Annotated in this window: 17 protein-coding genes; 2 read left to right on the top strand and 15 right to left on the bottom strand. The window is 72.7% G+C overall.

The window, feature by feature from the left end; translation table 11 throughout:
- Window positions 1-2: 2 nt before the first annotated feature.
- From HTV45_RS23825 to HTV45_RS23770, 11 genes are all read right to left on the bottom strand, one after another.
- Window positions 3-1,262, bottom strand: coding sequence for an O-antigen ligase domain-containing protein (locus HTV45_RS23825; RefSeq protein ID WP_215207896.1), 1,260 nt, complete (start codon window positions 1,260-1,262; stop codon window positions 3-5).
- 1 nt (window position 1,263) lies between these two features.
- Complete coding sequence (locus tag HTV45_RS23820; protein ID WP_215207928.1) at window positions 1,264-2,766, bottom strand: right-handed parallel beta-helix repeat-containing protein; 1,503 nt, start codon at window positions 2,764-2,766, stop codon at window positions 1,264-1,266.
- 23 nt (window positions 2,767-2,789) lie between these two features.
- Window positions 2,790-5,105, bottom strand: coding sequence for an alginate lyase family protein (locus tag HTV45_RS34475; protein ID WP_251692615.1), 2,316 nt, complete (start codon window positions 5,103-5,105; stop codon window positions 2,790-2,792).
- Window positions 5,102-7,288, bottom strand: a complete 2,187-nt coding sequence (locus HTV45_RS23805; protein ID WP_215207895.1) for a bi-domain-containing oxidoreductase — start codon at window positions 7,286-7,288, stop codon at window positions 5,102-5,104. The genes HTV45_RS34475 and HTV45_RS23805 overlap by 4 nt, the downstream gene beginning before the upstream one ends.
- Before the next feature lie 19 nt (window positions 7,289-7,307).
- Window positions 7,308-9,239 (bottom strand): asparagine synthase (glutamine-hydrolyzing), encoded by a 1,932-nt coding sequence (gene asnB / locus HTV45_RS23800; protein ID WP_215207894.1) that lies wholly within the window; start codon window positions 9,237-9,239, stop codon window positions 7,308-7,310.
- 3 nt (window positions 9,240-9,242) lie between these two features.
- Entirely contained in the window at window positions 9,243-10,889 is a 1,647-nt protein-coding gene (locus tag HTV45_RS23795; RefSeq protein ID WP_215207893.1) for a Wzz/FepE/Etk N-terminal domain-containing protein, read from the bottom strand.
- Window positions 10,886-12,259 carry a polysaccharide biosynthesis protein gene (locus tag HTV45_RS23790; protein WP_215207892.1) on the bottom strand — a complete coding sequence of 458 codons (1,374 nt, stop codon included), beginning with the start codon at window positions 12,257-12,259 and terminating at the stop codon, window positions 10,886-10,888. The genes HTV45_RS23795 and HTV45_RS23790 overlap by 4 nt, the downstream gene beginning before the upstream one ends.
- Complete coding sequence (locus HTV45_RS23785; RefSeq protein ID WP_215207891.1) at window positions 12,256-13,533, bottom strand: glycosyltransferase family 4 protein; 1,278 nt, start codon at window positions 13,531-13,533, stop codon at window positions 12,256-12,258. Before HTV45_RS23785 ends, HTV45_RS23790 begins: the two co-directional genes overlap by 4 nt.
- 16 nt (window positions 13,534-13,549) lie before the next feature.
- Window positions 13,550-14,869 (bottom strand): nucleotide sugar dehydrogenase, encoded by a 1,320-nt coding sequence (locus tag HTV45_RS23780; protein ID WP_215207890.1) that lies wholly within the window; start codon window positions 14,867-14,869, stop codon window positions 13,550-13,552.
- Between the two features lie 73 nt (window positions 14,870-14,942).
- Window positions 14,943-16,421, bottom strand: a complete 1,479-nt coding sequence (locus HTV45_RS23775; protein ID WP_215207889.1) for a sugar transferase — start codon at window positions 16,419-16,421, stop codon at window positions 14,943-14,945.
- Window positions 16,422-17,060: 639 nt separating this feature from the next.
- Window positions 17,061-18,677: an alpha/beta hydrolase gene (locus HTV45_RS23770; protein WP_215207888.1), complete on the bottom strand. Its 1,617-nt coding sequence runs from the start codon at window positions 18,675-18,677 to the stop codon at window positions 17,061-17,063.
- Between the two features lie 356 nt (window positions 18,678-19,033).
- Between HTV45_RS23770 and HTV45_RS23765 the strand changes: the two genes are divergently transcribed.
- Together HTV45_RS23765 and HTV45_RS23760 are read left to right on the top strand one after the other, a co-directional pair.
- Window positions 19,034-19,546 (top strand): SRPBCC family protein, encoded by a 513-nt coding sequence (locus HTV45_RS23765; RefSeq protein WP_215207887.1) that lies wholly within the window; start codon window positions 19,034-19,036, stop codon window positions 19,544-19,546.
- A 120-nt stretch (window positions 19,547-19,666) separates the two neighbouring features.
- Complete coding sequence (locus HTV45_RS23760) at window positions 19,667-21,994, top strand: FdhF/YdeP family oxidoreductase (protein ID WP_308309741.1); 2,328 nt, start codon at window positions 19,667-19,669, stop codon at window positions 21,992-21,994.
- 228 nt (window positions 21,995-22,222) lie between these two features.
- Here HTV45_RS23760 and HTV45_RS23755 read toward each other — a convergent pair whose 3' ends face one another.
- Genes HTV45_RS23755 through HTV45_RS23740 form a run of 4 tightly spaced genes read right to left on the bottom strand, consistent with a single transcriptional unit; the run spans window position 22,223 to window position 25,729 of the window.
- Window positions 22,223-22,978, bottom strand: coding sequence for an inositol monophosphatase (locus HTV45_RS23755; RefSeq protein WP_215207885.1), 756 nt, complete (start codon window positions 22,976-22,978; stop codon window positions 22,223-22,225).
- Window positions 22,975-23,610: a 2'-5' RNA ligase family protein gene (locus HTV45_RS23750; RefSeq protein ID WP_215207884.1), complete on the bottom strand. Its 636-nt coding sequence runs from the start codon at window positions 23,608-23,610 to the stop codon at window positions 22,975-22,977. Before HTV45_RS23750 ends, HTV45_RS23755 begins: the two co-directional genes overlap by 4 nt.
- Complete coding sequence (locus HTV45_RS23745) at window positions 23,607-24,467, bottom strand: carbohydrate kinase family protein (protein ID WP_308309740.1); 861 nt, start codon at window positions 24,465-24,467, stop codon at window positions 23,607-23,609. Before HTV45_RS23745 ends, HTV45_RS23750 begins: the two co-directional genes overlap by 4 nt.
- On the bottom strand, window positions 24,464-25,729 hold the full coding sequence (locus tag HTV45_RS23740; RefSeq protein ID WP_215207883.1) for a DUF4145 domain-containing protein: 1,266 nt from the start codon (window positions 25,727-25,729) through the stop codon (window positions 24,464-24,466). The genes HTV45_RS23745 and HTV45_RS23740 overlap by 4 nt, the downstream gene beginning before the upstream one ends.
- Window positions 25,730-25,750: the final 21 nt, after the last annotated feature.

The following is a 25,750-nucleotide window of genomic DNA, read 5'->3' as shown; positions in this document are numbered from 1 at the left end:
GCTCAGGTCACCTCCGTCGTCCGGGCCCACCGGGGGACGCGCCGTCGGGGGACGCCGGGCGCCGGGAGAGCGGTGGCCTCGCCGGACGCCGGCCGGTCGGTGCCGGCGGCGGGAGCCGCCAGCAGCGACGCGGCCACGGCCAGATGCAGCAGATACGGCGAGGCGTCGCCCAGCCCGGCCTCGGTGTACGAGGCGATCGCGCAGTAGCTGATCAGGAAGAGCGCGCAGGCCCTCGACAGAGACGGCGGCCGCAGCAGCGCGACACCGCCCAGCACGATGATCATCGCCGCCACCAGCACCACACCGGCCGTCCCCTGCTCGTGGTAGACCGCCAGCCAGCTGTTGTCGATCGGCAGCCCGCCGAACGACTTGTCGCCCAGACCCACGCCGAACAATCGCTCCGACGCCGTCCGCGGTGCCGCGAGCAGGGCGTCCCAGACCTTGGCCCGGCCGGTGAGACTGGTGAAGTTCTCCTGGCTCTGTCCGCGCAGGAACCACGCCTGCAGCGCGGAGCCGAACCCCACCGCCGCCACGGCCGCGCACAGCACCGCCCAGCCGAAGAACCGGCGGGCGGCGGCGCTGGTCAGCACCAGCGAGCCGATCGCCACCGTCAGCCCGGCGATCAGACCGAGCGTCGCCGTACGGGTATGGGTCAGCGCGAGCAGCACCAGGGCCGGCCCGGCGACCAGGGCCGCGCCGCGCCGGTCGGTGCGGCGGCCCAGCACGAGCAGCACGGAGAGCCCGGTGATCACCGCGGCGTACTGTCCGATCTGTGGCGGGGTGAGCGGCCACAACGCGCCGACCAGCCGCCCGCCGTACAGCTCGGGCAGCGCGGTACCCGGTGCGACGACCAGTCCGGCGGCCACCGAACAGAGCACCATGAAGTACATCCGGATGTGGTGCCGCACGAACGCCGGGCCGCCGTCCCACCAGCGGCTGAGCAGCCACAGCGTGCCGACGAAGAGAGCCAGCCGGGCGCAGCGGAACAGCGCCCCGAACCCGGACTCCAGGCCCGCGCTGGAGAGCACGCTCGGCACCAGCAGCAGCGTCAGCAGGAACAGGAAGGCACTCGGCCGCACGCGCGGCCGGGAGTTGACCGCGAGCGCCAGCGCGAACGCGGCGACCAGCGCGCCCATGGTGACCGACTGGATGAGGGAACGGGGCAGCGGGACGATGGTCTCCGCCCCGGTGGAGCCGAGCGTATTGAGGACCAGCAGCCCCCAGGCCGTCCCGACGATCTTCGGCGTGCGGTCCGTACCCATCTCAACCACCGTCCCGTGCGCGGAAGGTGCTGCCCTCGTCCTGCTGGTACGGCGCCCCCTGCCACTGCCCGGGGTCGAGCACCCGGCTGGGGTCGTGGGCGACGAACTTCCACGGCCCGACGTAGACGTTGTCGTGCCATCGGTTGTCCTGCCCGAGGGTGATCGCCTCCGCCACCCGCTCACCCTGGTACGGCGACCACTCAGGGTAGGTGCCGTAGTTGGCCAGCACCGCCATGCGGTCGCACTTCACCACGCAGTCGACGACGGACTTGTCCAGGACGAAGCGGTTGTCGTGGATGTCCACCCGCTGGGTCCTCCACCGGCAGTCGTCGTAGAGCGGGGCGGTGGCGATCCCCGGCCGCGCGCAGCGGTCGGTGTCCTCCACCAGCAGCGTGCAGTCGCCGGACGAGGTGTTGGCGGGGCTGTTGCAGAACCGGTCGGCGTTCTCCCACAGGGTGATGCCGGACCAGTTGTTCTCCAGCACGTTGCGGTAGATCTCGATCCTGTCCGTACGGGCCCGCACCCGCGGCTCGCCACCGGACTCGGAGAGGTAGACGGTCGCGAAGGGGAAGCTGTCGCCGCGGTCGGCGTACTTGCGGCCCTCGACCCAGTTGTTCCGCCGGATCGTGTTCTCGCGGATGACCGCGTTGTAACTGGTCTCGTAGATCAGCGCGGCGCCGTCGTTGGCCTCGATCACGTTGCGCTCGATGCGGAAGTCGTTGTTGTTGGTGTCCGCCCACAACCCCGTTCCCCGGTTGTGGTGCACCCAGTTGCCCCGGACGTCCGCGCCGTCCACGGCCCAGAACTTGACGCCCCCGGTGCAGCCGCAGCCCGGCCGCCGCCGCTCCCAGTCGCCGGTGTTGTTGCCCGTGATCTCGTTGCCCTCGACCACGAGACCCCTGATCCCGCCGCCGCCCTTGTACGCGTTCATGCCGTACTGGCCGTTGCCACGCAGGCAGTTGGCGCGGACCTGTTGCCGGGCACCGGCCATCAGACCGGCGCCGGAGTTGTTCTGGATGGTCGTGTGCTCGATCACCCACCCGTCGGCCGAGTCGTGGTTGACCACGCCCTCGTCGTGCGGCGCGACGAAACCCTGCACGGTCAGATGGCGGACGCTGACGTCGGGAGCGGCGCCGCCGAACGCGTACTGGTTGGTCTTCCGGCCGTCGAGCACCGCGCCCGGCGCGCCGAGGTAGCTGTTGCCCTCCTTGGGGACGACCTGGGCGTAGCGGTCGGGAGCGAGCGTGTGCCGGCCCGGCCGGAGCCAGAACGTGGTGCGCGGGGGGCTGTTCCTGGTCTTCGCGGCCAGGTCGCCGGTGACGGCGGGATCGACCGTCACCGCGCCCGCCGGCGCCCTGGCCGGACCGGCCGCGGGATCGTCGCACACCCGGGCGACGGGCGTGGACGGTGACGCGGTCGGCTCCGGCCGCGCGTCCGTCGTCCTCTCACAGCCGGTCGCCGCCAGCAGGACCACCGCCAGCGGTAACGCCCGGCGCCGCCACATGCTCCCCACCTGCTCTCCTCCTCTCAGCTCTGGAACCCGAGCACGGTGGTGAAGCCCGCCGCACCGTCGGTGAAGGTCCGGGCACCGTCGGTGAAGCCGGTGCCGACCAGGGTCGTGGCGGGTTCCTTGCGGCCGAAGCCGGGGGAGTACCAGCCGAGCGGCGGATCGCTCTCGCCGCGGTGTGCCCGCCAGGACAACCGGCCGGGCAGGTCCAGCTCCGCGGAGCGGTCCTCGCCGTCCCGGGTCCAGGTGAGCACCGCACGGCCGCCCACCAGGTCCGCGGTGATCGCCGGGCCCAGGTGGAACGCCAGGCGCACGGCCCGGCGCGGACCGCTCACCTCGTCGGTCACCCTCAGCTCACGTCGGGTATGGCTCAGTTCGACCGTGCGGCGGTGTACGGACGGCCGGTAGCCGTCGTGCTCGGCGCACCAGCGGGACACCCCCTCGTCGGAGGTGTCCACGGTCAGGACACGGCTGCGGGCGTGCCGGGTCCACAGGAACGGGCCGCCGGAGACGGACTGGTCACCGCCGTCCAGTTGCAGGGTGTTGTGGCCGAGGGTCGAGCGGAAGTACCGCCGCCACTCGGGCTGCCCGTGGTAGCAGTACGTCCCCGGATCGGCGAGCACGTCCACCCCGTCGTGCCGGACCTCCACGGACAGCGCGTCGGCGTGCGCGTGCGCGGCGATGGACAGGAACCCGTGCGGACCGCCGTCGCAGCGGCACCAGATGCCCCCCGGGCCGCGCAGCACGGTGAGCCCCGCGTCCGCGAAGTGGGCCGGCCGGCTCGCCGGGCGGGACGCCGCGCGGACGGCGGGGCCCGCGCGCAGTGTCCCGCCGCCCGCCCGGAGGCCGGCCACGGCGGCATCCGGCGCCCGCCCCCGGCGGGCGGCCTCGCCGGCCGTGCCGCGGAACCGTCCGTCCGGAGGCGCCGTGGGGCGGGGACCTCTGCCGGACGCCGGGCGGAGCCATCCGCCGAGGGTGTTCGTGAGGCGGGGGAGTGTGCCGGGTGCCGGGCGGGGGCGGCTGTCCGGGGTGGCTGTGGGGTGGGGAGGTGTTTGGGATGTCGGGCGGAGCCATGCGTTCAGGGCTGTCGCGAGGCCGGGGTGTGAGCCGGGCCCCGGGGCATCGGCGGCGAACGCCGGAGCGGCTCCGGGCCGGATGAGCGCGGCCAGCAGCGGGGTGCGCACATCCGTGCCGGTCACCTCCGGCCACCAGGTGAGCCGGCCGAACACGGCGTCACCGGTGGACAGCAGCGAGCCCCAGCGGTCGGTGCCCGCGCCGTCCACGACCAGGCCGTGTCCGTCGTCCGCGTCCCCCTGGCGCGGTGGGCGCAGCCGGTGGTCCACGACGGCCGCGAGCGCGTCGGTCATCCGCAGCAGCACCAGCCGGACCGGCGCGGGAACCGCCACACCCGCGGCGTCCGCCTCGGCCACCGCGGCCAGGCCCAGCTCCAGCACCAGTCCGTGGTACTCGGTGGCCAGCTCGCGGTTGAGGCCGGAGCCGAAGGTGTTGTGCCGCAGTTGCCGCTCCAGCGTCCGCAGCGCCTCGGCCCGCCAGCGCGCCGAGGCGGGGAACCACCCGAAGGCGCAGGCCGCGGCCACCTGCCCGGCGGCCTCGGCGACGACGTGGTTGTTCGCCGAGGACCCCCGGCTGGGAAAGGCGGCCAGCCAGCGCTGGTGGTGCCAGATCTGGTGCAGCGCCACCGGGTTGTCCTCGAACAGCGGGGCCGCGCCGGGCCAGCCGTCGAGCAGCCGGCGGATCCACACCCAGGACAGCAGCCGGATCCCCAGCTCGATGCCGCTGGTCCAGTGCACCCCGCGCAGCGGCCCGTTCACCGCCCACCAGGACCGCAGATGCCCTGCCACCCGCTCGGCGTACCGCTCGTCCCCGGTGACCGCGTAGGCGGCGGCGAGCACGGTCAGGTACTGGTGCCGGGAGGGCTCCCAGATCTGCTTGATGTCCCCGACCGCGTCCTCGTCCCGGTAGGGCACGTCGAAGGCGTAGCCGCCCGGGGCCCGGCGCCCGGTCTTCGGGTCGTACCACCAGTCCGGGTCGGTCAGGTCGTCGCGCTCCACCCCGAAGAACCCGCCGTGCCCGGCCATCAGCCGGTCCGCCTCGGCGACGAGTCGCTTCGCGGCGTCCGGGGGCACCGCGGCGAGCGTCCCCGGGGGCAGCACGGCGGTGAACCGGGCGCCGGTCACGACCGGGCAGTCCGGCGGCGGCACCGACCGCCACCGCCGCCTGCGCACCGTGTCGCCGACCCGGCCGCCGACCTCCCGCGGTCCCATCCGGGAGAGCCGGCGCAGGTACCAGCCCGGACTCCCCGAGCTCACGGTCATCGCGTCCCCGTCAGCGTCACGGGCACGCCCCCGGCCAGCGCGGCCCGCACGGCGAGGGTGGCCGCGGTGGTGGCGGCCAGCGACTCCAGCGGCACGGGCATCGGCCCGCCGGTCCGCACGGCCCTGACGAACGCGGCCAGTTCGGCGGACTGGCCCTTGTCCCGGGCCTTCGGCAGCCGCGAACTGACCCACCGCTTGCGCCCGTCGTACACCGAGGCACGGACGAAGTCGTCCAGGCGCAGCGCCCGGCCGTCCGCGACCAGGTCCAGGGTCTCCTTGGGGAAGCCGGCCGGGCCTGTGGTGACGTAGCCGATGGTGGCGGTGGACCCGTCCGGGTAGCGCAGGACGACCTGGAGGTCCTCGTCGCCGGGTGTGGTGAGCGCGTACACCGAGACCGGATCGGCCCTCAGCAGCCAGCTCGCGGTGTCGATGAAGTGCCCGCCCTCGCCCGCGAAACGGGAGCCCTCGGTGCCCTGGCGGAGGTACCAGCTGCCGTGGTCGAGGCGGCCCGCGTTGACCAGGTAGCGGACGTGTCCCGGACCGGTCCGCGGGCCGAACCGTTCCCCGGCCTCCCGCAGCAGCGGGGCGAACCGGCGGTTGAAGCCCACCTGGAGCCGGTCGTTGCCGGACTCCTCCACCGCCGCGAGCACACCGGCCAGCTCGTCCTCGGTGAGCGCCAGCGGCTTCTCCACGAAGACCGCCTTGCCGGCCAGCAGCGCCCGCCGGGTCAGTTCGGCGTGCGAGCTGTGGCGGGTGACCACGAACACCGCGTCGACGGCCGGATCGCCGAGCACGGCGTCGAGGTCGGTGGTCGCCCCGGCGAAGCCGAACTTCCGCTGCGCGTTGGCCGCGGACAGCGCCGTCGTGGTGACGACCGTGGACAGCTCGACGCCCTCGCGCTGTGCCAGGTGCGGCAGCAGCATCGACGTCGCGTAGTTGCCCGCGCCGACGAACGCGAGCCGCACCGGCTTCCTGGCGGCCCGGACCGGGGCGGACGGCTTCGCGCCGTGCCGCACGGCGGGCACGGTCACCGCGGGCGCCCGGGCCGCCCCGGCCTCCTGCTCCGGGTACCGGAACAGCACGGCCACGGCCTTCAGACCGCCGTCCTTCATGCTCCGGTACGTCTCCACGGCGTCGTCGAAGTCGGCCGTGTGGGAGACCAGGGGCTCCACGTCGACACGGCCCCGGGCGACCAGATCCAGGAAGCACGCCAGATTGCGCCGCTCGGTCCAGCGCACATAGCCGATCGGGTAGTCCCGGCCCTCCAGTTCGTACTCCGGGTCGTACCGCCCGGGGCCGTACGACCGGGAGAACCGGACGTCGAGCTCCTTCTCGTAGTACGCGTTCCACGGCAGGTCCAGCCGGCACTTGCCGATGTCGATCACCCGCCCGCGGTCCCGGCACAGCCGGGCGGCCAGCTCGACGGGCTGGTTGCTGTCACCGCCGGCGGCCAGATACACCTGGTCCACCCCCCGGCCGCCGGTGAGTTCGGCGACGGCCTGCTCCACCGCGGGGGAGGCCGGATCACCGCAGGCCGTCGCGCCCAGCCGCTCGGCCAGCTCGCAGCGCACCGGGTCGGGGTCGGCCCCGACGACCCGGACACCCGAGGCGTCCAGCAGCTGCACCACCAGCTGCCCGATCAGCCCGAGGCCGATGACCAGCGCCACATCACCGAGCTGCGGCTCGCCGCGGCGGACGCCCTGCATCGCGATCGACCCGACGGTGCCGAAGGACGCGTGCTGCGGCGCCAGGCCCTCCGGCACCGGGGCGTAGAGGTTCTTCGGCACCCAGTTCAGCTCGGCGTGCAGCGCGTGCTCGTTGCCCGCGCAGGCCACCAGGTCACCGACCGCCACGTCGTCGATCCCGGCGCCGACCTGCTCGACCACCCCGCACAGCGAATAGCCCAGCGGCGTGTAGGAGTCCAGCTTGCCCATCACCTTGCGGTAGGTGGCGGGGACCCCGTTGACGGCCACGCTCTGCACCACCTTCGCCACCTGGTCCGGCCGGGAACGCGCCTTGCCCAGCATCGACATGCCGGCCTCGGACACCTTCATCAGCTCGGTCCCGGTGGAGATCAGCGAATAGGAGCTGCGGACCAGCACACCGCCCGGCTTGCACCCCGGCACCGGCACGTCGAGCAGGGCCAGTTCGCCGCTCTTGTAGTTCTGTACGACCTGTTTCACCCGAAGTCCTCTTGTTTCTCTACGCCGTCGGTGAGCTCTGGCCGGACCCGGAGGTCGCGCCGCGGTACCAGTACTCGAGGGTCAGCACGTGCCACAGATGCTTGGAGAAGTCCTGCTGTCCGGCGGCGTCCATGGCGACGAGCCGCTGGAGCGCGTCGCGGCGCAGGAACCCGGAACGGACCAGTTCGCCGTCGTTGACCACCTCGCGCACCAGCGGGGCCAGATCCCGGCTCATCCAGGCCCGCAGCGGGGCGCTGAACAGACCCTTGGGCCGGTGGACGATCTCCCGGGGCAGGACCGAGAGGGCCGCCTCCTTGAGGACGGCCTTGCCCTGCCGCCGGACGATCTTGCGGTCACCGGGCACCGCGAACGCCGCCTTCACCACCTCGACGTCCACGTACGGCACCCGTACCTCGGTCGACGCGGCCATGCTGGAGCGGTCCGTGTACGCGAGATTCAGGCCCGGCAGGAACATCCGGGCGTCGCCCAGGCACATCCGGTTGACGAAGTCGTCGAGCTCGTTGTCCTCGTAGACGTCCGCGTGCTCGGTCAGCACGTCCTCCACCGCTCCGGCCAGGTCCGGATCGACCAGATCGAGCAGTTCCTGCCGGTCGTACATGGTGTAGCTGCGCCGGAACGCGGTCTCCTCCGGCAGCTCGGCGAAGGAGAGGAACCGCTTCGCGAAGCGCACCGACCGGAACCCGCGGCGGGACGTGGCCACCGGCAGCCGGTCCACGGCGCCGGACACCCCGCGCCGCAGCGGCCGCGGGACGCGCTGGTAGCGCAGCGCGAGCGTGTTGGCCAGGTGCTTGCGGTACCCGGCGAACAGCTCGTCGGCGCCCATCCCCGACAGCATCACCTTGACCCCGGCCTCGCGGGCGGCCGAGCAGATCAGGAAGGTGTTGATCGCGGCCGGGTCGCCGATCGGCTCGTCCAGGTGGTACGTCATCCTCGGCAGCAGATCGAGCACGTCCGGGGCGATCTCGATCTCGTGCAGGTCGACACCGAACCGCTCGGCCACCTGCCGGGCGTAGCGCAGGTCGTCCGGCATCGCCTCGAACCGGGCGTCCTCGGCGCGGAACCCGATCGTGTACGCGGAGATCCCGGGCCGGTCGCGGGCGGCCAGCGCGGTCAGGTAACTGGAGTCGAGCCCGCCGGAGAGGAAGGTCGCCACGGGTACGTCGGAGAGCAGGTGGCGCCGGGTCGACTCCTCGACGACGGCGGCGATGTCGGGCTGTTCACCGGCCAGGGCCCGCTCGCGCGCCTCGGCGGCGACCTGCCGCAGATGCCAGTAACGGCCGCGCTCCACCCGGCCGTCGGGCCGGCACCTCAGCCAGCTCCCCGGCGGCAGCTTCTCCGCCTCGCGGAACGCGCACCGTGAGTCCGGCACCCAGTAGTACAGCAGCGAGGCCACCATGGCCGCGTGGTCCACCTCCAGTGACCCGCCGGTCACGGCGGCCAGCGCCTTGAGTTCGGAGGCGAACACCAGACCCTCGCCGCGGCGGAGCAGGAACAGCGGCTTGACACCGAGCTGGTCGCGGGCGAGCACCAGCTCACCGGTCCGCTCGTCGAAGATCCCGAACGCGAACATGCCGCGCAGCCGGGGCAGGCAGTCCGTGCCCCAGCGCCGCCAGGCCTCCAGCACCACCTCCGTGTCGGAGGTGCCGCGGAAGCGCACGCCCGAGGCCGCCAGTTCGGCGCGCAGCTCGGGCGCGTTGTACAGCTCGCCGTTGTAGGTCAGGGCGAGGCCGCCCGAGACCATCGGCTGGGCGCCGGTCCCGGACAGGTCGATGATCGCCAGCCGGCGGTGCCCGAGGTGCACCTCGCCGTCACCGACGCCGTGGCTGTACCGGCCCGCCCCGTCCGGTCCGCGGTGGGCGAGGGTGTCGGTGAGCCGGTCGGTGACGGCCTTGCCGTCCGGCCATCGGTAAGTGCCTGCGATGCCACACATGTGCTACCGCGCCTCCTGGTCGCTGTCCGGGACCCGTGCCGCCGGCGTCGGCAGCCGTTCCGCCCGCCGGGGGCCCTCCCCCGCTGCCTGGACGGCGTGGGAGGTACCCCCACCGTTCCGCCGGGCCGCGGGCTCGCTCCCGCCGCGGAGCGCGGTGTGCGGCCCGTCCCACAGCGTGCCGTCGGTCCGGTCACGCGGATCGGGGTCGGTCAGTACGACACCGATCACCGCGATGCGCAGGTCCGCGAGCTGCCGTGCCACGGTGTGCAGCCACGCGGCGCTGCCGTGCCCGGCCCGCACCACGAGCACGGTCCGCGTCCCGAGGTACCGCAGGTCGGCCCACGCCGTACCGGGCGCCACCGACCCGACACCGAGCCGCCGCCCGCCCGCCGGCACGGGCTCACCGCCGGCCGCGGCGGGCTCCGCCGGCGCCGGGAGGCCGCCGCCGGGGTGTGGGCCGGCCAGGGTGCCGGGGATGGCGTGGGCCTGCTCGGTGCCGGTCACGGGCGGATCGCCGGGCTCGCGGCGGTGGCCGGAGAGCCGGGAGCCGGGCAGGCCGTCGATGACGACCACGGGCTCCTCCCGCGCGAGGAACCGGGCGAGGTCCAGGGCGATCAGGCTCGCCCCGCGCGCGCAGCCCAGTTCCAGCAGCGACACCGGTTCCGTGGACCCGCGTACGGTGCGGGCCAGGGACGTGGTGAGCCGGGCCCGTGCCGCCCGGCTCCGCCGGCGCCGCCACAGCCGGGCCGGCCGGCGGGGCAGTTCCGCGATCACCGACGCGCCGAGGTTCGCCGCGACATCCCGGCGCAGCACGGGGCGGTCCGCCACCACCGAGGCGACCGCGGCCACCGCGAGCCCGAGGGCGAGCCCGAGGACCAGCCCGATCGCGGCGTTGGTGCCGGCGGTCCCGGGCAGGGAGTGCCGCACCACGCGCGGCGCGTCCACGATCTGCGTGGCGGCGACGAGCCGGGGCGTGCCCACCCGCGCCTCGGCCGCGCGCTGCCCGAAGTCGGTGATGCGCGAGGTGAGTTCGGCCCGGCGGGCGAAGAGCGACTCCATGCTCGCCGAGTCCTGCGCACCGCCCTGCGGAGGTGACCCGTCGGACTCGTCCCCGATCGCCTCGTTGACCTGGTCCAACTCCTCCCGCAGGCGCTCCCGCTGGTCGAGCAGGGACCTGGCCTCGGCGTCCGCCGCCTCCCGCATCCGCCGCACGTGGTCCGCGACGAACGCGTCGGCCAGCGCCCCGGCGCGGGCGACCGCCTGCGCGTCGCTGTCACCGGTCACCGTGATCTGCAGCAGGTTGTTGGTCAGGCCCCGGCCCTCGTAGTCCGCCAGGAAGTCCTCGGGCTTCTCCGGGGACTCCAGCGACCGCAGCGCCGCACCGGCGATGCGCGTGGTGTGCAGCAGCGCGGCGTCGGTGCGGATCAGCGTGCCGGGGTCGTTCGGCTGGTCCTGCTGGTGGGCGACCAGCACCTTGGCCACCGCGGTCGGCGGCGGCGGCAGAAGGACCGCCACCGTCGCGCCGAGGAGCAGTCCCAGCAGCGCCGTCGAGCCCCACAGGCGGCGTCGCCTGCGCACCGACACCACCAGCGCCTGGAGGTCCAGCAGGGGAGCGGAGGCCGGAGGGTCCGGCGTCACGGGCGTCGTCATGCCGGTCCTCCCGTCGGGTTGCCGCGCGCGGTGAGCGCCGGCGCGGCGTCGTCGTCCCGGGCACGGCCGGCGGGCCGCGCCGGAGCGGCCGGGACCCGGCCGGCGAGGACGACGCCGACGATCTGGTGCCCCGCGTCCGCGCACGCCCCGGAAACGCCCGCGAGCTCCTCCGCGGTCCAGCGGCCCGCGCCGAGCACGACCAGGACGCCGGACTCGTCGTCGCGGTCCGGCACCATCGGCCGGGACACCGGTACCTCCACCACCCGCAGGCGCGGATCGCCCCCGGACTCGGCGGCGAGCCGCTCGGCGGCCCGGACGGCGGTCTCGTCGCCGCCCGGGACGACGACCAGCAGCCGCCGGGCGCCGGGCAGCCGGTCCCGCAGACGGGCGCACACCCGCCGGTAGCGCAGCCGGCGGCCGGCCTCGTCCCCGGACGCGCGCGGGGAGGGCACGTCCCACCGCACATCGGCGCCCAGCAGCCGGCGGATCCGGCCCCGGGGGCGGCCGCCGTCCCGCGTCCGGCGCCCGGACGGTCCACCGGGTACGTCGACGGTGCCCAGCAGGGCGGAACCCAGCGCCGCGGCGATCTCCGCTCCGGTGCGCGGCCGTCGACCGGCCCGCGCGGCGGTGAGATGGCCCACGACCGTGAGCAGGAAGAACAACAGCGCACCGGCGCCGATGAGTTGCGGCCTGGTCGGCGGTGCCTCGCCGTCGGGCCGGGCGGCCGGGCCCATCACGACCATGCCGGCCCTGCCCGTCGCCGGGTCGGCCTGGTTCAGCTGGACGACCGCCTCCTGCAGCGCGGTGCGCAGCTTCGCCAGCTCGGTGCGGGTCTGCACGCTCTCCACGGTCCGACCAGGATCGGCCGCGTCGGCCAGTTCGGAGATCCGGCGGCTGGTCCCCAGTACCAGCTGCCGCAGCTCCTCGGGCCGCGCCGCCGCTTCGGAGTCGGCGGTGTCGCCCACGACGCGCGCGGCGAAGTCGACGAACCGCTCGACCATCCGGTCGGAGAGCTGCTGTGCGCGCTCCGGGGTGTCGGCCGTGCCCGAGATCTCGATGATGTTCCCGTCGGAGGCCCTGGCGCTCACCCGGTCCCGCAGGCCGCCGCCGTCCACCCCGCTCCAGCCGAGCTCGGTGGCCACCCGGTCGACCACCACCGAACTGGTCGCGATCTCCACCTGGGTCCGCAGTTCGCGGTCCTCCCACGCCCCCGGCAGCAGTACCGACGCCGATGTCGTGTACCGCGGCGGGAACACCAGGGAGACGCCGAAGCCGACGAGCGCGCCCACCAGCGTGAGGACGGTGAGGAGCCGCCGGCGCCCGCGGATCAGCCTCCCGATCGTGACCAGGCGTATCGTGTCGTCACTCAACGGCGCTGCCTCTTCCCTGCCCGGAGCGGGCCGCGGGCCGCAGGCCGGTCGCGGCAGGCGGCGGCGTACGCGGCGAGCAGCGACGCCTGCGAATTCCGCCAGGCGAGCGGCCCGTTGATCCGCTCCTGGCCGATCTTGCCCATCCGGGCCCGCTGTTCCGGATCGTCCAGCAGCAGCGCGATGAGCCGGGCGAACTCGGACTCGTCGTCGGCGGGAGCGTAGAGGGCGGCGTCACCGGCGGAGACGCGCGCCTCCTTCAGATCGAACGAGACGAGCGGCCGGCCCATCACCATGTACTCCAGGACCTTGTTCATGGTCGACACGTCGTTGAGCGGATTGAGCGGGTCCGGGGAGAGGCACACGTCCGCGGTGGAGAGGTAGCGCACCAGGTCCTCGTCCGGGATGCGCCCGGTGAACCGCACCTGCTCGTCGAGCCCGAGCGTCCGGGACAGCTCCACCATCGCCTCGAAGGTGTCGCCGCCGCCGACGAACACCGCGTGCCAGTCGGTCCGCCCGACCTCGTCGCGCAGCTTCGCCAGTGCGCGCAGCGCGTAGTCCACGCCGTCCTGCGGGCCCATGACGCCGAGATAGCACAGCAGATGGGGCTTGCCCTGCTTCAACTCCGCCTCGGGCGGTACGGGACGGAACCGGCCGGTGTCGGGTGCGCTGCGCACCACGAAGACGTCCTGCGGCCGCCGGCCGCCGCGGCGCACCGCGACGTCCCGGTAGCTCTCGTTCGTGGCGAGCACGACGTCCGAGGCGCGGTAGGTCATCCGCTCCAGCGCGCACACCGCCCGGTAGAGCAGGTCCTCGCCGCGGCCGAACCGGGAGAGGTACAGCTCCGGTACCAGGTCGTGCTGGTCGAAGACGAACCGCGCCCCGCGCCGCTTCAGCCACAGGGCCGGCAGGAACAGCAGGTCGGGCGGGTTGCAGGCGTGGACCACGTCGACCGGGCCGACCTTGCGGGCCAGCCGGGCCGTGTGCCACAGCGCCGATCCGTACTCCCGCAGATAGCCGGCCGGACCTCCGGTGGCCGCGCGCAGCGGGTAGCGGTGGATCCGCACCCCGTCGATCTCCGCCTCCGGCTCCGTGTCCCGCTTGCTTCCCCGCGGGCAGATGACGTGCACCTCCCAGCCCGCGTCGCGCAGCGTCGTGCACTCCTGCCACACCCGCCGGTCGAACGGCACCGACAGGTTCTCCACCAGGATCAGCGCGCGCCGGCCCGGCCGGCCGCCGCCGGCCGTGGCCCCGGACGCCGTGTCACCGGCCGGCACGTCCCCGGACGATCTGTCACCAAGCAAGGCCCACGTACCCCGGTTCGGCCCGGCGCGCCTCGGCGTCGGGGAGGTGGACGAGGTCGACGATCACCGGGCCGCCGCTGCCCCGGGGCAGCGCCGACAGCACGGCCGGATCCCTGGTTCCGACCAGGCACACCTCGGCGTGCTCGAGCACGTCCCCGACGGAGTCCGCGAGGAGTTGCGCCAGATGCGGCAGCCGGGTCTCGATGTACTCGCGGTTCGCGCCGAGCAGCCGTGACAGGCTCACGTTGGCGTCGTGGATCCTGAGGTCGTACCCCTTGCCGAACAGCCGCTCCGCCAGCTCGACCAGCGGACTCTCGCGGAGGTCGTCGGTGCCGGGTTTGAAGGACAGCCCGAACAGGCCCACCCGGCGCTTCCCGGTGCGCTCGACCAGCTCCACGGCGCGCTGCAGATGGTCGGCGTTGGAGGGCAGCACATGGGCGAGGATGGGCACCGACACATCGGCCCGCTGCGCCGCGTGGACCAGGCTGCGCAGGTCCTTGGGCAGGCAGGAGCCGCCGAAGGCGAAGCCGGGCCGCAGATAGGCGGCGCTGATGTTCAGCTTGCGGTCGGCCAGGAACACGTCCATCACCTGGTGCGAGTCCACGCCCAGCGCCTGGCACACCGCGCCCAGTTCGTTCGCGAAGCCGATCTTGAGCCCGTGGAAGGCGTTGTCCGCGTACTTGATGGCCTCGGCCGTCGGGATCGGCACCCGGAACACCTCGCCGGGCAGCCCGTCGTAGAGCGCCGCCACGGTGTCGCCGCTCGCCGGGTCGAGTTCGCCGATGACGGTCTTGGGCGGGTCGAAGAAGTCCCGCACGCTCGTGCCCTCGCGCAGGAACTCCGGGTTGACCGCGACCCCGATGTCCACCCCGGCCGTGCCGCCGACGTGCTTCTCCAGGATCGGCAGCAGCAGGTTCAGGCAGGTGCCCGGGAGCATGGTGCTGCGGAACACCACGGTGTGGCGCCCGCCCCGCTCGGCGAGCGCGGCGCCGATCTCCTCCGTCACCCGCTCCAGATAGGTGGTGCACAGGCTGCCGTTGGGCTCCGACGGCGTACCCACACAGATCAGCGAGACCTCGCTGTCCCCGATCGCCTCGCGGACGTCACCGGTGGCGCGTAACGCCCCGCTCCGCACCCCCTCGGCGACGAGCTCGCCGATCCGTTCCTCCACCACCGGGGCCTTGCCGTCGTTGACCAGGTCGACCTTCACCGGGTTCACGTCCACCCCGACGACCCGGTGTCCCGTGGCGGCCAGGCACGCGGCCGACACACAGCCCACGTAGCCGAGCCCGAACACGCTGACTCTCATGTCCTGTTCCTCCCCCCAGGCAGGCCCTCACGGCCTGCGGTCCGCGCGCCGGCCGGTCCACGGCGGCCGCGCATCAGTAGGCCCCCTGCCCGTGGAGCACCGCACGCAGCGTCTTCCACAGGATCACCGTGTCCAGGGCGAGCGACCAGTCCTCCACGTACCGCAGGTCGAGGCGGACCGCCTCCTCCCACGACAGGTCACTGCGTCCGCTGATCTGCCACAGGCCGGTGAGTCCGGGCTTGACCAGCAGCCGCCGCCGGATGTCCGGGCCGTAGGCCGCCGACTCCTCCGGCAACGGGGGCCGCGGGCCGACGAGCGACATCGATCCGGTGAGTACGTTGAAAAGCTGCGGGAGTTCGTCGAGCGAATAGCGGCGCAGCACGGCTCCCACCCGGGTCACCCGCGGATCCCGGCGGATCTTGAACAGCAGTCCCGCACCCTCGTTGCGGTCGGCCAGCGCGTCCCGCGCCCGGTCGGCCCCGGCGACCATGGTGCGGAACTTCCAGATGGTGAACTCGCGGCCGTCCTTGCCGACCCTGCGCTGGCGGTAGAACGCCCCGCCCCGGCTGTCCGCCACCACCAGCAGCCCGACCAGCACCATCAGCGGCGCGAACAGCAGCAGCAGGGCCGCCGCGCCCAGCCGGTCGACCACCCCCTTGACCGCCCGGCGGCCCCCGGAGAAGGCCGGCATGCTGACCCGCAGCAGCGGAATGCCGAGCACCGCGTCGATGTGCAGCCGCGGACCGGCCACCTCCATCAGCACCGGGGCCACCACCATCTCGGTGTCGCTGCCCTCGAGGCTCCAGGCCAGCCGTTGCAGCCGCTGCGGTGACCAGTGCGGGTCGGGGGTGACCGCGACGACACGGTAGCCGTCACGGTGGAGGTGGTCCGCGACGTCCGCCAGCCGGCCGACGACCGGTACGCCGTCGAGCCGGTCACCCTCCGGCGCGGCACCGTGCGTCGTGCACACCGCGTCCACCCGCCAGCCGAGGTGCGGGAACTTGCGGGTCCGGGAGATCAGGTCGCGCACGGTCACCGGGCTCCCGGCGGCGAGCACCGGTCTCAGGCAGCGTCCCTCCTTGCGCTGCCGGTGCAGCCACAGGCGCAGCAGATACCGCTCGGTCATGGTGACGACCGCGATCGCGGGGACCGCCACGAAGATCCAGAGCTTGATGTTGCGTGAGGTGAGGGCGATCCCGCCCAGCGCCAGCACGACGGTCGCCATGAACAGCGAGCGGCCGAGCCGGCGGAACTCCTCGGCGCCCTGCCCGAGTACGGCCGGTGCCCACGACCGGCTCACCGCGAGCGCCCCCAGCACCAGCAGCCAGGTGCCGAAGGCGAGAATGCCCCATTTCTCGTGCCAGTCGGCCGCGTCCCGCGCGCCGAAGAAGTTGCCGATCGACGCCACCACGACGGCCGTGGCCACGGTGTCGCCGGTGATCACGGTACGGCGGTACCGCTGCTCCCAGTCGACCACGGGCCGGCTGATCCCCCCGCCCGCCAGACGCTCGCGCGCCGACGGGAACGGGCTTAACGCTCCCCCTTGCCGCACAGAACCCCCCAGGTCCAGTGACTCGCGTATGCGCCCTACACTGTTCCTCCGCCCGGGAGACCCCCGCCCCCCGCGCCGCGCCGTTCCTCGCCCCCACGGGAAGGCCCCCGCCTCCCGCACCTGACCTTCCGGCTCTTTCGGAGGTGCTCGGACACCCCGTCCCGGCGGCCACGGACATGCCTGTGCCGCCGGACATCCGAGGTGCGTGGAACCCCCTGGAACCTCGGATGCTCCCCGCATCCGGGCCCGTCAGGCTCCAGAAAACTTGATCATCCCCGCGGGTGCTGCCGGGGACGCGACTGCTGGCTTTCCGTAGCGCCGGACCTATGGATCATTAACGGTCGCCTCGTGTTCGAACAGCTGAAGCACGGTCAATCTAGACCATCGAGCACGGTATGTAGAGGGGATGTGTGTAATTCGTGTTCATGGTCGAGGTGTTGTCGTGGTGATCCGGCCGGATTCCGCCCGGAGGGCGTGGACCGACAGGGCGGATCCGGGAGGGACGGCGCAGGCCGACGCGCACTCCGCAAGCCGGGCGGACCCTTCGGGAGTGCCTGGTTCGTCCCGCAGTCCCCCGCCGATACGGGCGTACCGCCGTCGGCGCCCCGTCGTCCGGAGCCCGGCGAAGCAGGACCTGCGTCAGCGTGGGTGCGGCGCGCCGGCGAGTCCGCCGCCTCCTGCCGCGATCCCCCCGGTCGGCCCGACCGGGGTGAAGGGGGCGGTGTCCTGGGTGCAGACCGCGCCCTCGGGCGGCAGGGCGCCGGTGGTGAAGTAACGCACGGCGTGCTCGTTGACGCAGGTACTGGGGTTGAGCAGGGCCGTGTGACCGTAGCCCTCCAGGGTCAGCAGGCGGGCGTCGGCCAGGGCGCCGGTCATGGCCTCGGCCGCCTGGTAGGAAGTGGCCGGATCGTAGGTCGGGTTGACGACCAGGACGGGGTGGGCGGTGGGCCGGTCCCAGGGTCCGGTGTAGCGGTGGGCCGCGGTGGCGGGCCAGTGGCCGCACCACTCGTAGTCCCACACCCAGCGGCGGCCGAGGTCCCCGGCGCGTGCCGCGCCGAAGGCGTCGAGTTCGGCGTAGCGCTCCAGGGTGCGGGGGTTGGGGCTTTCGGAGCAGACGACCGCGGGCTGCTGCTCGAACCCGGGGTAGGGCAGCAGCTCCGGGAGCCCGGGGACGGGCGGCGCCTCCCCCTGCCACAGCTTCTGCAGCAGGGCGGCGGCGTCGGTCCAGCCCGGGTGGACGAAGTACAGGAAGGACCACAAGGACTCCACGGTCCTCGCATAGGTCCACTCACCGACCGGCTTCTGCCGGAGCCGCTCCAGCAGGGTGGTCAGTTTGCTCCGGGTGGCCTCGGGGTCGCCTGCGGTGAAGGCGCAGCCGGACGCCGGTGCCCGGCCGCACAGCTCCAGGAACTGCTCGAAGGTGTCGGCCGAGCCCAGGTCCGAGCCCATCCGCAGTGAGGTCGTCTGCTCCGCCTCGATGTCCATGGCGCCGCCCGCGTAACCGACCGGGTCCACGTTCCCGTCCAGCAGCAGACCGCCCGCCCTGCCGGGGAAGAGGTTGGCGTACACGGCACCGAGGAAGGTGCCGTAGGACAGGCCCCAGTAGTTCAGCTGCTCGTCCCCCACCGCGGCGCGCAACCGGTCCAGGTCACGGGCGGTGTCCGGCGTGGACACGTACGGCAGCAGCTCCGGGACGCGCTCCGCGCACCCCTGGGCCAGTTCCTCCCTCCCGGCGCTCCAGGCCTGCCGCTCCTCGGCCCCCACCGGGAACCCGGCCGGCTGCCGTTCCCACCAGGCCGTCGCCTCCCCGGCGTCGTCGAAGCAGCGCGCCGCCGTGCTGCGGCCGACGCCCCGGGGGTCCCAGCTGACGATGTCGAAGCGCTCGCGGAGCTCGGCCGGGAAGAACCGTTCGTACCAGAGCGGCAGCGAGGCGGTGCCCGAACCGCCTGGTCCACCGGGGTTGAGGAACAGGGAACCGATGCGTTCGGCCGGATCGGTGGCCTTGTGCCGGATCACGGCGAGGTCGATGGTCTCGCCGGCGGGGCGGTCGTGGTCGAGCGGGACCTCGAACGTCGCGCAGTCGAAGTCCGGCTCCGCCGGATCCTGGCACGGCTGCCACTCGAGCGCCGACGGCCCGGCCGCCCCTCCGCGCGGGCTCTGGGCCACGGTGGCGGCGGGGGAGAGCAGCACGCAGGGCAGCGCCAGGGCGATGCCCCAGGCGAGTCGTCTGCGAGGACGCGATATCGGCCCTGGCATCAGGTGTCCTTCCCTCGGGTGCGCCGGGCGCCCGCGTCGTCCACGGGTCCCGGCAGGTCCAGCTCAGCCAAGCGCCAGGGGACCCGGACCGCACCCGCCGGGCGTCCGAACGCGGTACCGGACGGGGGACGGCCCGGGGGACCGGGCAGGGGGCACGGGGAGGGAGCGGCGGACGTACGGGGGGTGACCCGCGCCCGCCGCCGGGCGCCCGCGCCCGGTCCACGGCTGCCGCCTCCGCCGGCGGTCGCGTGCCCCGTCCGGGAGACGGCGACCGCCCGGGTTGAGGGCGTCCGAGGAGGGCACTCGGCCGCGTGAATCGTACGGTTTCCGGCCGACGGAGGAGACGAGGTACGCCCATGAGCCTCATCGAAGGCGCTGCCGACATCGACGTCCCGGTCCATATGGCCTACAACCAGTGGACCCAGTTCGAGTGCTTCCCGCGGTTCATGCGCGGTGTGCGCCGGGTGGACCGGTCGCGCTCCTCCATGACGCACTGGGTGACCAGGTACGGCGGTGTGACCCGCGCGTTCGACGCGGAGATCGTCGAACAGCGCCCGGACGACCGTGTGGTGTGGCGCGCGGTGGGGGCGTCCCGGCTGACCGGTGAGGTGGATTTCCGGGCACTGGGCGAGAGCCGTTGCCGCGTCACCCTGCGTGTCGAGTTCCGTCCGCGCGGCGCGGCCGAGCGGGTGGGGGACCTCCTGGGGCTGATCCGCAGGCAGGTGCTGGAGGATCTCGCGCGCTTCAAGGAGTACATCGAGGGCCAGGGCCGGGAGAGCGGGCAGTGGCGGGGAACGATCAAGGGCGGCCACGTCGAAGCGGACGCCGACCGGCTGCCGCCGCGGGTACCCAACTGGCCGGTCGGCTGAGGAGCCGTCGCTGAGCCGGACCACTCCCGAACTGATATGTCATGGATGGCCCACAATCATCCGCTCCCCCGCTCGGTGGGGAGCGGACACGCGAGGGGAACGGAGCGGAAGGTGGACGCGGTGCGAGAGCCATCGAACGGTGATCCGGGCGGCGAGCAGGCGAAGGTCACTCCGCCGAAGACCTGGGCGGCGGGTGTCCCGGCGGTGGCCCACGCGGTGCGGTACTCCCTCGCCGAGACGTCGCCCCGCCGTACGGCACTGAACCTGCTCGACATCAACCAGACCAAGGGCTTCGACTGCCCGGGCTGCGCCTGGCCGGATCCCGCGCCGGGCGAACGGCACCGGAACGAGTACTGCGAGAACGGCGCCAAGCACGCCAACGACGACGCCACCACGCGGCGCGTCACCCCCGAGTTCTTCCGGCGGCACCCGGTCTCCGAACTGGCACGCAGCTCGGACCGGTGGCTGAACCAGCAGGGGCGGCTCACCCAGCCCATGGTGAAGCGGCCGGGCTCCGACCACTACGAGCCGATCAGCTGGCACGACGCCCTGGGCCTGATCGCCGGCGAACTGCGGGCCATGGACTCACCCGACGAGGCGGTCTTCTACACCTCCGGCCGGGCCGGCAACGAGCCCGCCTTCGTCCTCCAGCTCTTCGCCCGGGCCCTGGGCACCAACAACCTGCCCGACTGCTCCAACCTGTGCCACGAGTCGAGCGGCGCGGCCCTGTACGAGACGCTGGGCACCGGCAAGGGCAACGTGAGCCTGCTGGACATCCACCACGCCGACCTCGTGCTCACCCTGGGGCAGAACCCGGGCAGCAACCACCCGCGCATGCTCTCCGCGCTGGAGGAGACCAAGCGCCGGGGAGGGCAGATCGTCGCCGTCAACCCGCTGCCCGAGGCGGGTCTCATGCGCTTCAAGAACCCGCAGAAACCGCGCGGGATCGTCGGCCGGGGCACCAACATCGCCGACCAGTTCCTCCAGATCCGGCTCGGCGGGGATCTCGCCCTCTTCCAGGCCCTGAACCTGCTCCTGCTGGAGGCCGAGGAGGCCGCGCCGGGCACGGTGCTGGACCGGGAGTTCATCGACCGGTGCACCAGTGGGTTCGAGGAGTTCGCCCACCACATCCGCACCACCGTCTCCTGGCCGGACGTCCTGGCGGCCACCGGCCTGACCCGCGAACAGATCGGGGAACTGCGGGACCGGGTGCTGGCCAGTGAACGGATCATCGTCTGCTGGGCGATGGGACTCACCCAGCACAGGCACGCCGTGCCCACCATCCGCGAGCTGGTGAACTTCCAGCTGCTGCGGGGCAACATCGGCAGGCCCGGATCCGGCGTCTGCCCCGTGCGCGGACACAGCAACGTCCAGGGAGACCGGACCATGGGCATCTGGGAGCGGATGCCGCAGAGCTTCCTGGACTCCCTCGAACGCGAGTTCTCCTTCACGCCGCCCGCCCGGCACGGCCTGGACACGGTGAACTCCATCCGCGCCATGCTCGACGATCGCGTCAAGGTCTTCCTCGGCCTCGCGGGCAACTTCGTACGGGCCACCCCCGACAGCGATCTGACGGAGAAGGCGCTGCGCCGCTGTCGCCTCACCGCGCACATCTCCACCAAGCTGAACCGCTCCCACGCCGTCTGCGGCGACACCGCGCTGATCCTGCCCACCCTCGGCCGCAGCGAGCGGGACTGCCGGTACGGCGTGGAGCAGTTCATCACCGTCGAGGACTCCATGAGCGAGGTGCACGCCTCGTCCGGCCGCCTGGAACCGGCCTCCCAGCACCTGCTCAGCGAGGTCGCGATCCTGAGCAGGCTGGCCCGCCGGACCCTCGCCGACCGGGTGCCCGTGCCCTGGGAGGACTTCGAGGCGGACTACGGCACCGTCCGGGACCGCATCGCACGGGTCGTCCCCGGTTTCGAGAACTTCAACAGCAGGGTGCGCGAGCCGGGCGGCTTCACCCTGCCGAACCCGGTGAACGAGGGCGTCTTCCCCACCCCCGCCGGCAAGGCGCTGTTCACCGTCAACCGCTTCGACGCGCTGAGCGCCCCCCGGGGGCACCTCCTCCTGCAGACACTGCGCTCCCACGATCAGTGGAACACCGTGCCCTACACCACCGACGACCGGTACCGGGGCATCCACGGCTCGCGCCGCGTCGTGCTCGTCCACCCCGCCGACCTGCGGTCCCTCGGCCTCGAGGACGGCTCCCGGGTGGACGTGGTCAGCGTCTGGCCGGACGGCACCGAGCGCCGCGCCGATGACTTCCGGCTCGTCTCCTATCCCACGACCGCCGGGTGCGCCGCCGCCTACTATCCGGAGGCCAACGTCCTGGTACCGCTGGACAGCGTGGCCGAAACCAGCAACACGCCGACGTACAAGGGCATCGTCGTACGCCTGGAACCACGCTCGGGCGACCGCGTGTCCGAGGCCGTGAAGCAGCCCTGACAGCACCGGCGAAGCGGCGGGCGCCGACGGGTTTCCCGCGACGCGGGGCCGCGCCGGGCGTTGGAGGGAACCTCTGCCGACAACGCGCGTCCCGGGGGCGCGGCACCCGCAGAGGGGCACCGGCTCCGTCCCGCGCCTCAGCCCGCTCGGAGTGCGTCGGCATCCCGCCCTGCCCTGGCGGCTGGTGAGGGGCAGGCCGTCAGGGCAGGGCGCCTCGGAACCGCCGACTCAGTCATTGCCCCACAGGCCGGCGAGCCGCCGGGCCGTCCCGGGTGCGCCCGCCAGCAGGACCGGCGAGTCGAAGGAGAACGTCGTGCCGTCGGCGCCGAGGACCGCCCGCCCCCGTTCGCGGCACAGCGCCGCCCCAGCCGCGATGTCCCATGGCTTGGGGGCGATGCACACGCAGGCGTCCAGCCAGCCCTCCGCCACGCCCACCAGGTCCAGAGCCATCGAACCCTGCATGCGGACCCGGTAGGCATTCTCCTGGAGGTGGTCGAGGAGGCGTCGCGCGCCGCCGTGCCTCGGGCCGGTGCCGGAGACACCCACGACCGCGCGGTCCACGTCCTCGGCCACAGGTCGTGCGCCCTCCAGGCGGCCCGGCGTCGCCCACCGTCGGCCGAGGACAGGCGCCTCCACCACACCCACCAGCGGGACACCGTCCTGCACATAGGCGAGGGAGACGGCGTACATCGGCGCGCCCCGGGCGAAGTTCATCGTGCCGTCGATCGGGTCGAGCACCCAGCAGCGTTCGGGCAGCGGGGTTCCGGGGATCGAAGACTCCTCGCCGACGACCGGGATGCGCGGTGTCCGGGCGGCCAGCACCCGCGTGACCCGGGACTCCACCTCGATGTCTGCGGCGGTGACCTCCTCGCCGGACGCCTTGAAACGCGCAGCCGACCATGTCTCTCCGGCCGTCGCCAGCCAGGCGACGGCCTCCTCCACGGCCGCCTCGGCGACGGTCAGCAACTGCCGCGGGTCCGTCACGTGCGGCTCAGCGGTCGCTCCAGCAAGGTCTCCGCGTGTGCACCGTGTTGCCCCATGACATAGAAGCTGAGCCGGTCGAACACCCACTCCTTGGGGAGGTCGACCCGGTCCCGTGCGGAGCGGACCAGTTCCAGGGCGGTCTCCTCCTCAGTGCGGCCCAGTGTCATGTGCGGTGCGTACGCCTCACCGGTGTACCGGTAGCCGTAGCGCTCGTAGCTGGCCCGCTCGGCACCGGTGAACCGGGAGACGTCCTTGTCGCCGTCGAAGGACGCCCGGTCGAGATGCCGGTCCAGCGCGGTGAGCGCGGCCTTCTGCAGCGCTTCGAGCAGTGGCGGACGCTCCAGGGCGAGGAACAGCCAGCCGGTGGGCTGGTAGACCACACCCGTGCTGGACAGGGGCACCTCGCCGTGCAGACCACTGTCGAACGCCGCCGTGCCGATTAGCTCCAGTGCCTCCTGCGGAACGAGGGTGTTCTCGAACGGCCCTTGGAAGAGGGTGACATGAGGGAGGTTGCCGTCCGGATGCAGCGGAGGCTGCAGACGTACCTCGCCGCCGATGTCTGCCTGAAGCCGGACGGCGGCACGCAGGTGGTCCGCTCGCGGAAGCAGTGCAACGCCGAGCCATCTCGTCACGGGTGAGCTCCAATTCTCGTGATCACATGACGTGCCGCGTCGAGACCTCGCCGCATGGAGGCCATCGGCGGCTCACCGCCCAGCCAGCCGGCGACGACGCCCGCGTCGAAGGCGTCGCCGCCGCCCGTTCTGTCCAACGGTTCCACCGGCACGGTCGGCTCATGGAACAGTTGCCCGTCGGCAGTGGCCCACACGGCGCCCTCGGCGCCCAACGTCACTATCACATCGCCGGACACCAACTCCGCTGTGCGCCGCGCGATTCCTATGACGTCGGACGCTCCGTAGGGCTGCGGCAGACGTGCCGCCTCGTCGGCGTTCATGAAGTTGAGCGACGCTCCGTGCGCGAGCGGGCCCATGTCCCTGCCGTTCCACTCGATGGAGACGCTTCGCCCGGCCAGGTGCGCGAGTTCGACGAGGCGCCCGAGTGCGGGAGTGGGCTCTCCGATGACATGGACGTGGTCCGCCGTGCGTACGTCCTCCTCCGTGACGGCGTCGAACGCCAGACCGCGATCCGCGCCCGCGAACGTCAGCATCCGCTTCCCAGCCCCCGACGACAGGACGACTGCCATGCTCGTACGAGTCCCGGCCTGCACCTGAACCAACGAGGTGTCGACACCGCTCGCGTCGAGAATTTCCAGGCACATCGCGCCCGCCGTATCGTCACCCACGGCGGACACCAGCCGGACGGAGCAGCCCTGCCGCACCAGCCCCACGGCGGTGTTCGACGCAGCGCCGCCCGGCAGCACAGAGCATTCCCTGCCCCGCAGTTTCTCGTGTTCCGAGGGGAGCCGGTCGGCCTGTGCGATGACGTCGAAGTTGACCCCGCCCGCAACGAGCACGCGCCTCGCCGTGCTCACGGCCGGCCCCAGCGGTAGCTTTCGAACAGCACGTGGCGCACCAGCCTTTCACGGCTGTCGGACAGCGTTTCCGGCGGGAACGAGGCGTGGGCCACCAGGTCGCGGACCAGACGCTCGAACATCTCGTCGTCGGACCCGCACTCGTGGAACGACCGCATCAGCTCACGTCGCAGCTCCCCGGGATGCAGGTCCAGTTCCTCCAGCCACGCCCGGTTCGCGATGAGCATGTTGGCGGCTGCCGAACGCAGCCGTGCCTGGGTCGGCGCAGGAAGCATGTCGGAGTTGAGGAGTTCGAAGTAGGCGTCGTCCTCCCGGGCGTGCATGCGCAGGTTCTGGCCGCCTACCGCCAACACGTCCCGGTTCAGATGAAACAGCTCGAGCCCGAGATGGTGCGGTACGTCGAGGATACTGATCCCCGTCTCTGCCAGGCCCGCCTCATCGGTCGACAGCGCCGAGAGCAGGTTGTCGAACATGTCGCTGTGCTTGGGCACCGCGATCTGCGCACCGGCCGGATCCGCGAGGAACTCCTGGGACGTCATTCCACCCCACCGGCCGCCGCGGGCAGCGAGCAGGTAGAAATTGCGGCCGCCCATCGAGTAGCCGACCCGTCCGACGGGCACCACCTGGTCCTGAACGGCCTCATCCGTCTCGAGCAGGCGCAGGATGCGCTGCTCGTTGTAGACCGCCGCGTCGAGGAGCCGGGCCGACACGTCCCGTACGAGATTGTCGGACCAGGGGAGCTGTATCGACACCACACGGTGGTTCCGTCGTGCCAGCGTCTTCTCCAGGCCGCAGCCCAGCAGGACGGCCTTCACCACGATCAGTGTGGAGTCCGCGAGCCGGGTGGTGCCCGCACTGTGCCGGTGGTCGGAAAGCTCGTGCCGGAGGGCCTCCTCGGCGAGTGATCTACTCGTCTGCCCGTACCAGACGGCCAATTGGGTCAGGGCGTTGAGGCACGGCCTGACGTCCTCGGCGGAGATCTCCTCGGCCGTCCCGTCCTGAGCGTGACTGCCGTAGTTGCCGTAGTTCTGGATCGTGCGCACGGCGAGTACGACCTTGGGGGGCACCAGATTCTTCGAGGTGAGCACGGTCAGCAGGGACTCGAGTGTCGGTTTCGAGCCGACCGCCTCTCGCATGGCGATGTCCAACAGGATCGACTCCGCTGCTCTCCTCGCTGTGCCGAGGAAGACCTCGGGGTCCGATTCCGCGTACCTCAGAGCCTTTCTGAACAGCCGGAGAGGCTCCCCCTCGTTGACCGTCACTCCGTGTCCCGCATCCTCTTC

The sequence above is a fragment of the Streptomyces sp. CHD11 genome, assembly GCF_018638295.1.
In the GTDB taxonomy this organism is placed as follows: domain Bacteria; phylum Actinomycetota; class Actinomycetes; order Streptomycetales; family Streptomycetaceae; genus Streptomyces.
The sequence above is the reverse complement of the archived record's forward strand: the minus strand, read 5'-3'. Positions and strand labels throughout refer to the sequence as shown.

Coding starts and splice junctions, on each gene's coding strand:
- asnB (WP_215207894.1), bottom strand. CDS start 9,239: ATGTGTGGCATCGCAGGCACTTACCGATGGCCGGACGGCAAGGCCGTC.
- HTV45_RS34475 (WP_251692615.1), bottom strand. CDS start 5,105: ATGACCGTGAGCTCGGGGAGTCCGGGCTGGTACCTGCGCCGGCTCTCC.
- HTV45_RS23780 (WP_215207890.1), bottom strand. CDS start 14,869: ATGAGAGTCAGCGTGTTCGGGCTCGGCTACGTGGGCTGTGTGTCGGCC.
- HTV45_RS23770 (WP_215207888.1), bottom strand. CDS start 18,677: ATGCCAGGGCCGATATCGCGTCCTCGCAGACGACTCGCCTGGGGCATC.
- HTV45_RS23825 (WP_215207896.1), bottom strand. CDS start 1,262: ATGGGTACGGACCGCACGCCGAAGATCGTCGGGACGGCCTGGGGGCTG.
- HTV45_RS23765 (WP_215207887.1), top strand. CDS start 19,034: ATGAGCCTCATCGAAGGCGCTGCCGACATCGACGTCCCGGTCCATATG.
- HTV45_RS23795 (WP_215207893.1), bottom strand. CDS start 10,889: ATGACGACGCCCGTGACGCCGGACCCTCCGGCCTCCGCTCCCCTGCTG.
- HTV45_RS23820 (WP_215207928.1), bottom strand. CDS start 2,766: ATGTGGCGGCGCCGGGCGTTACCGCTGGCGGTGGTCCTGCTGGCGGCG.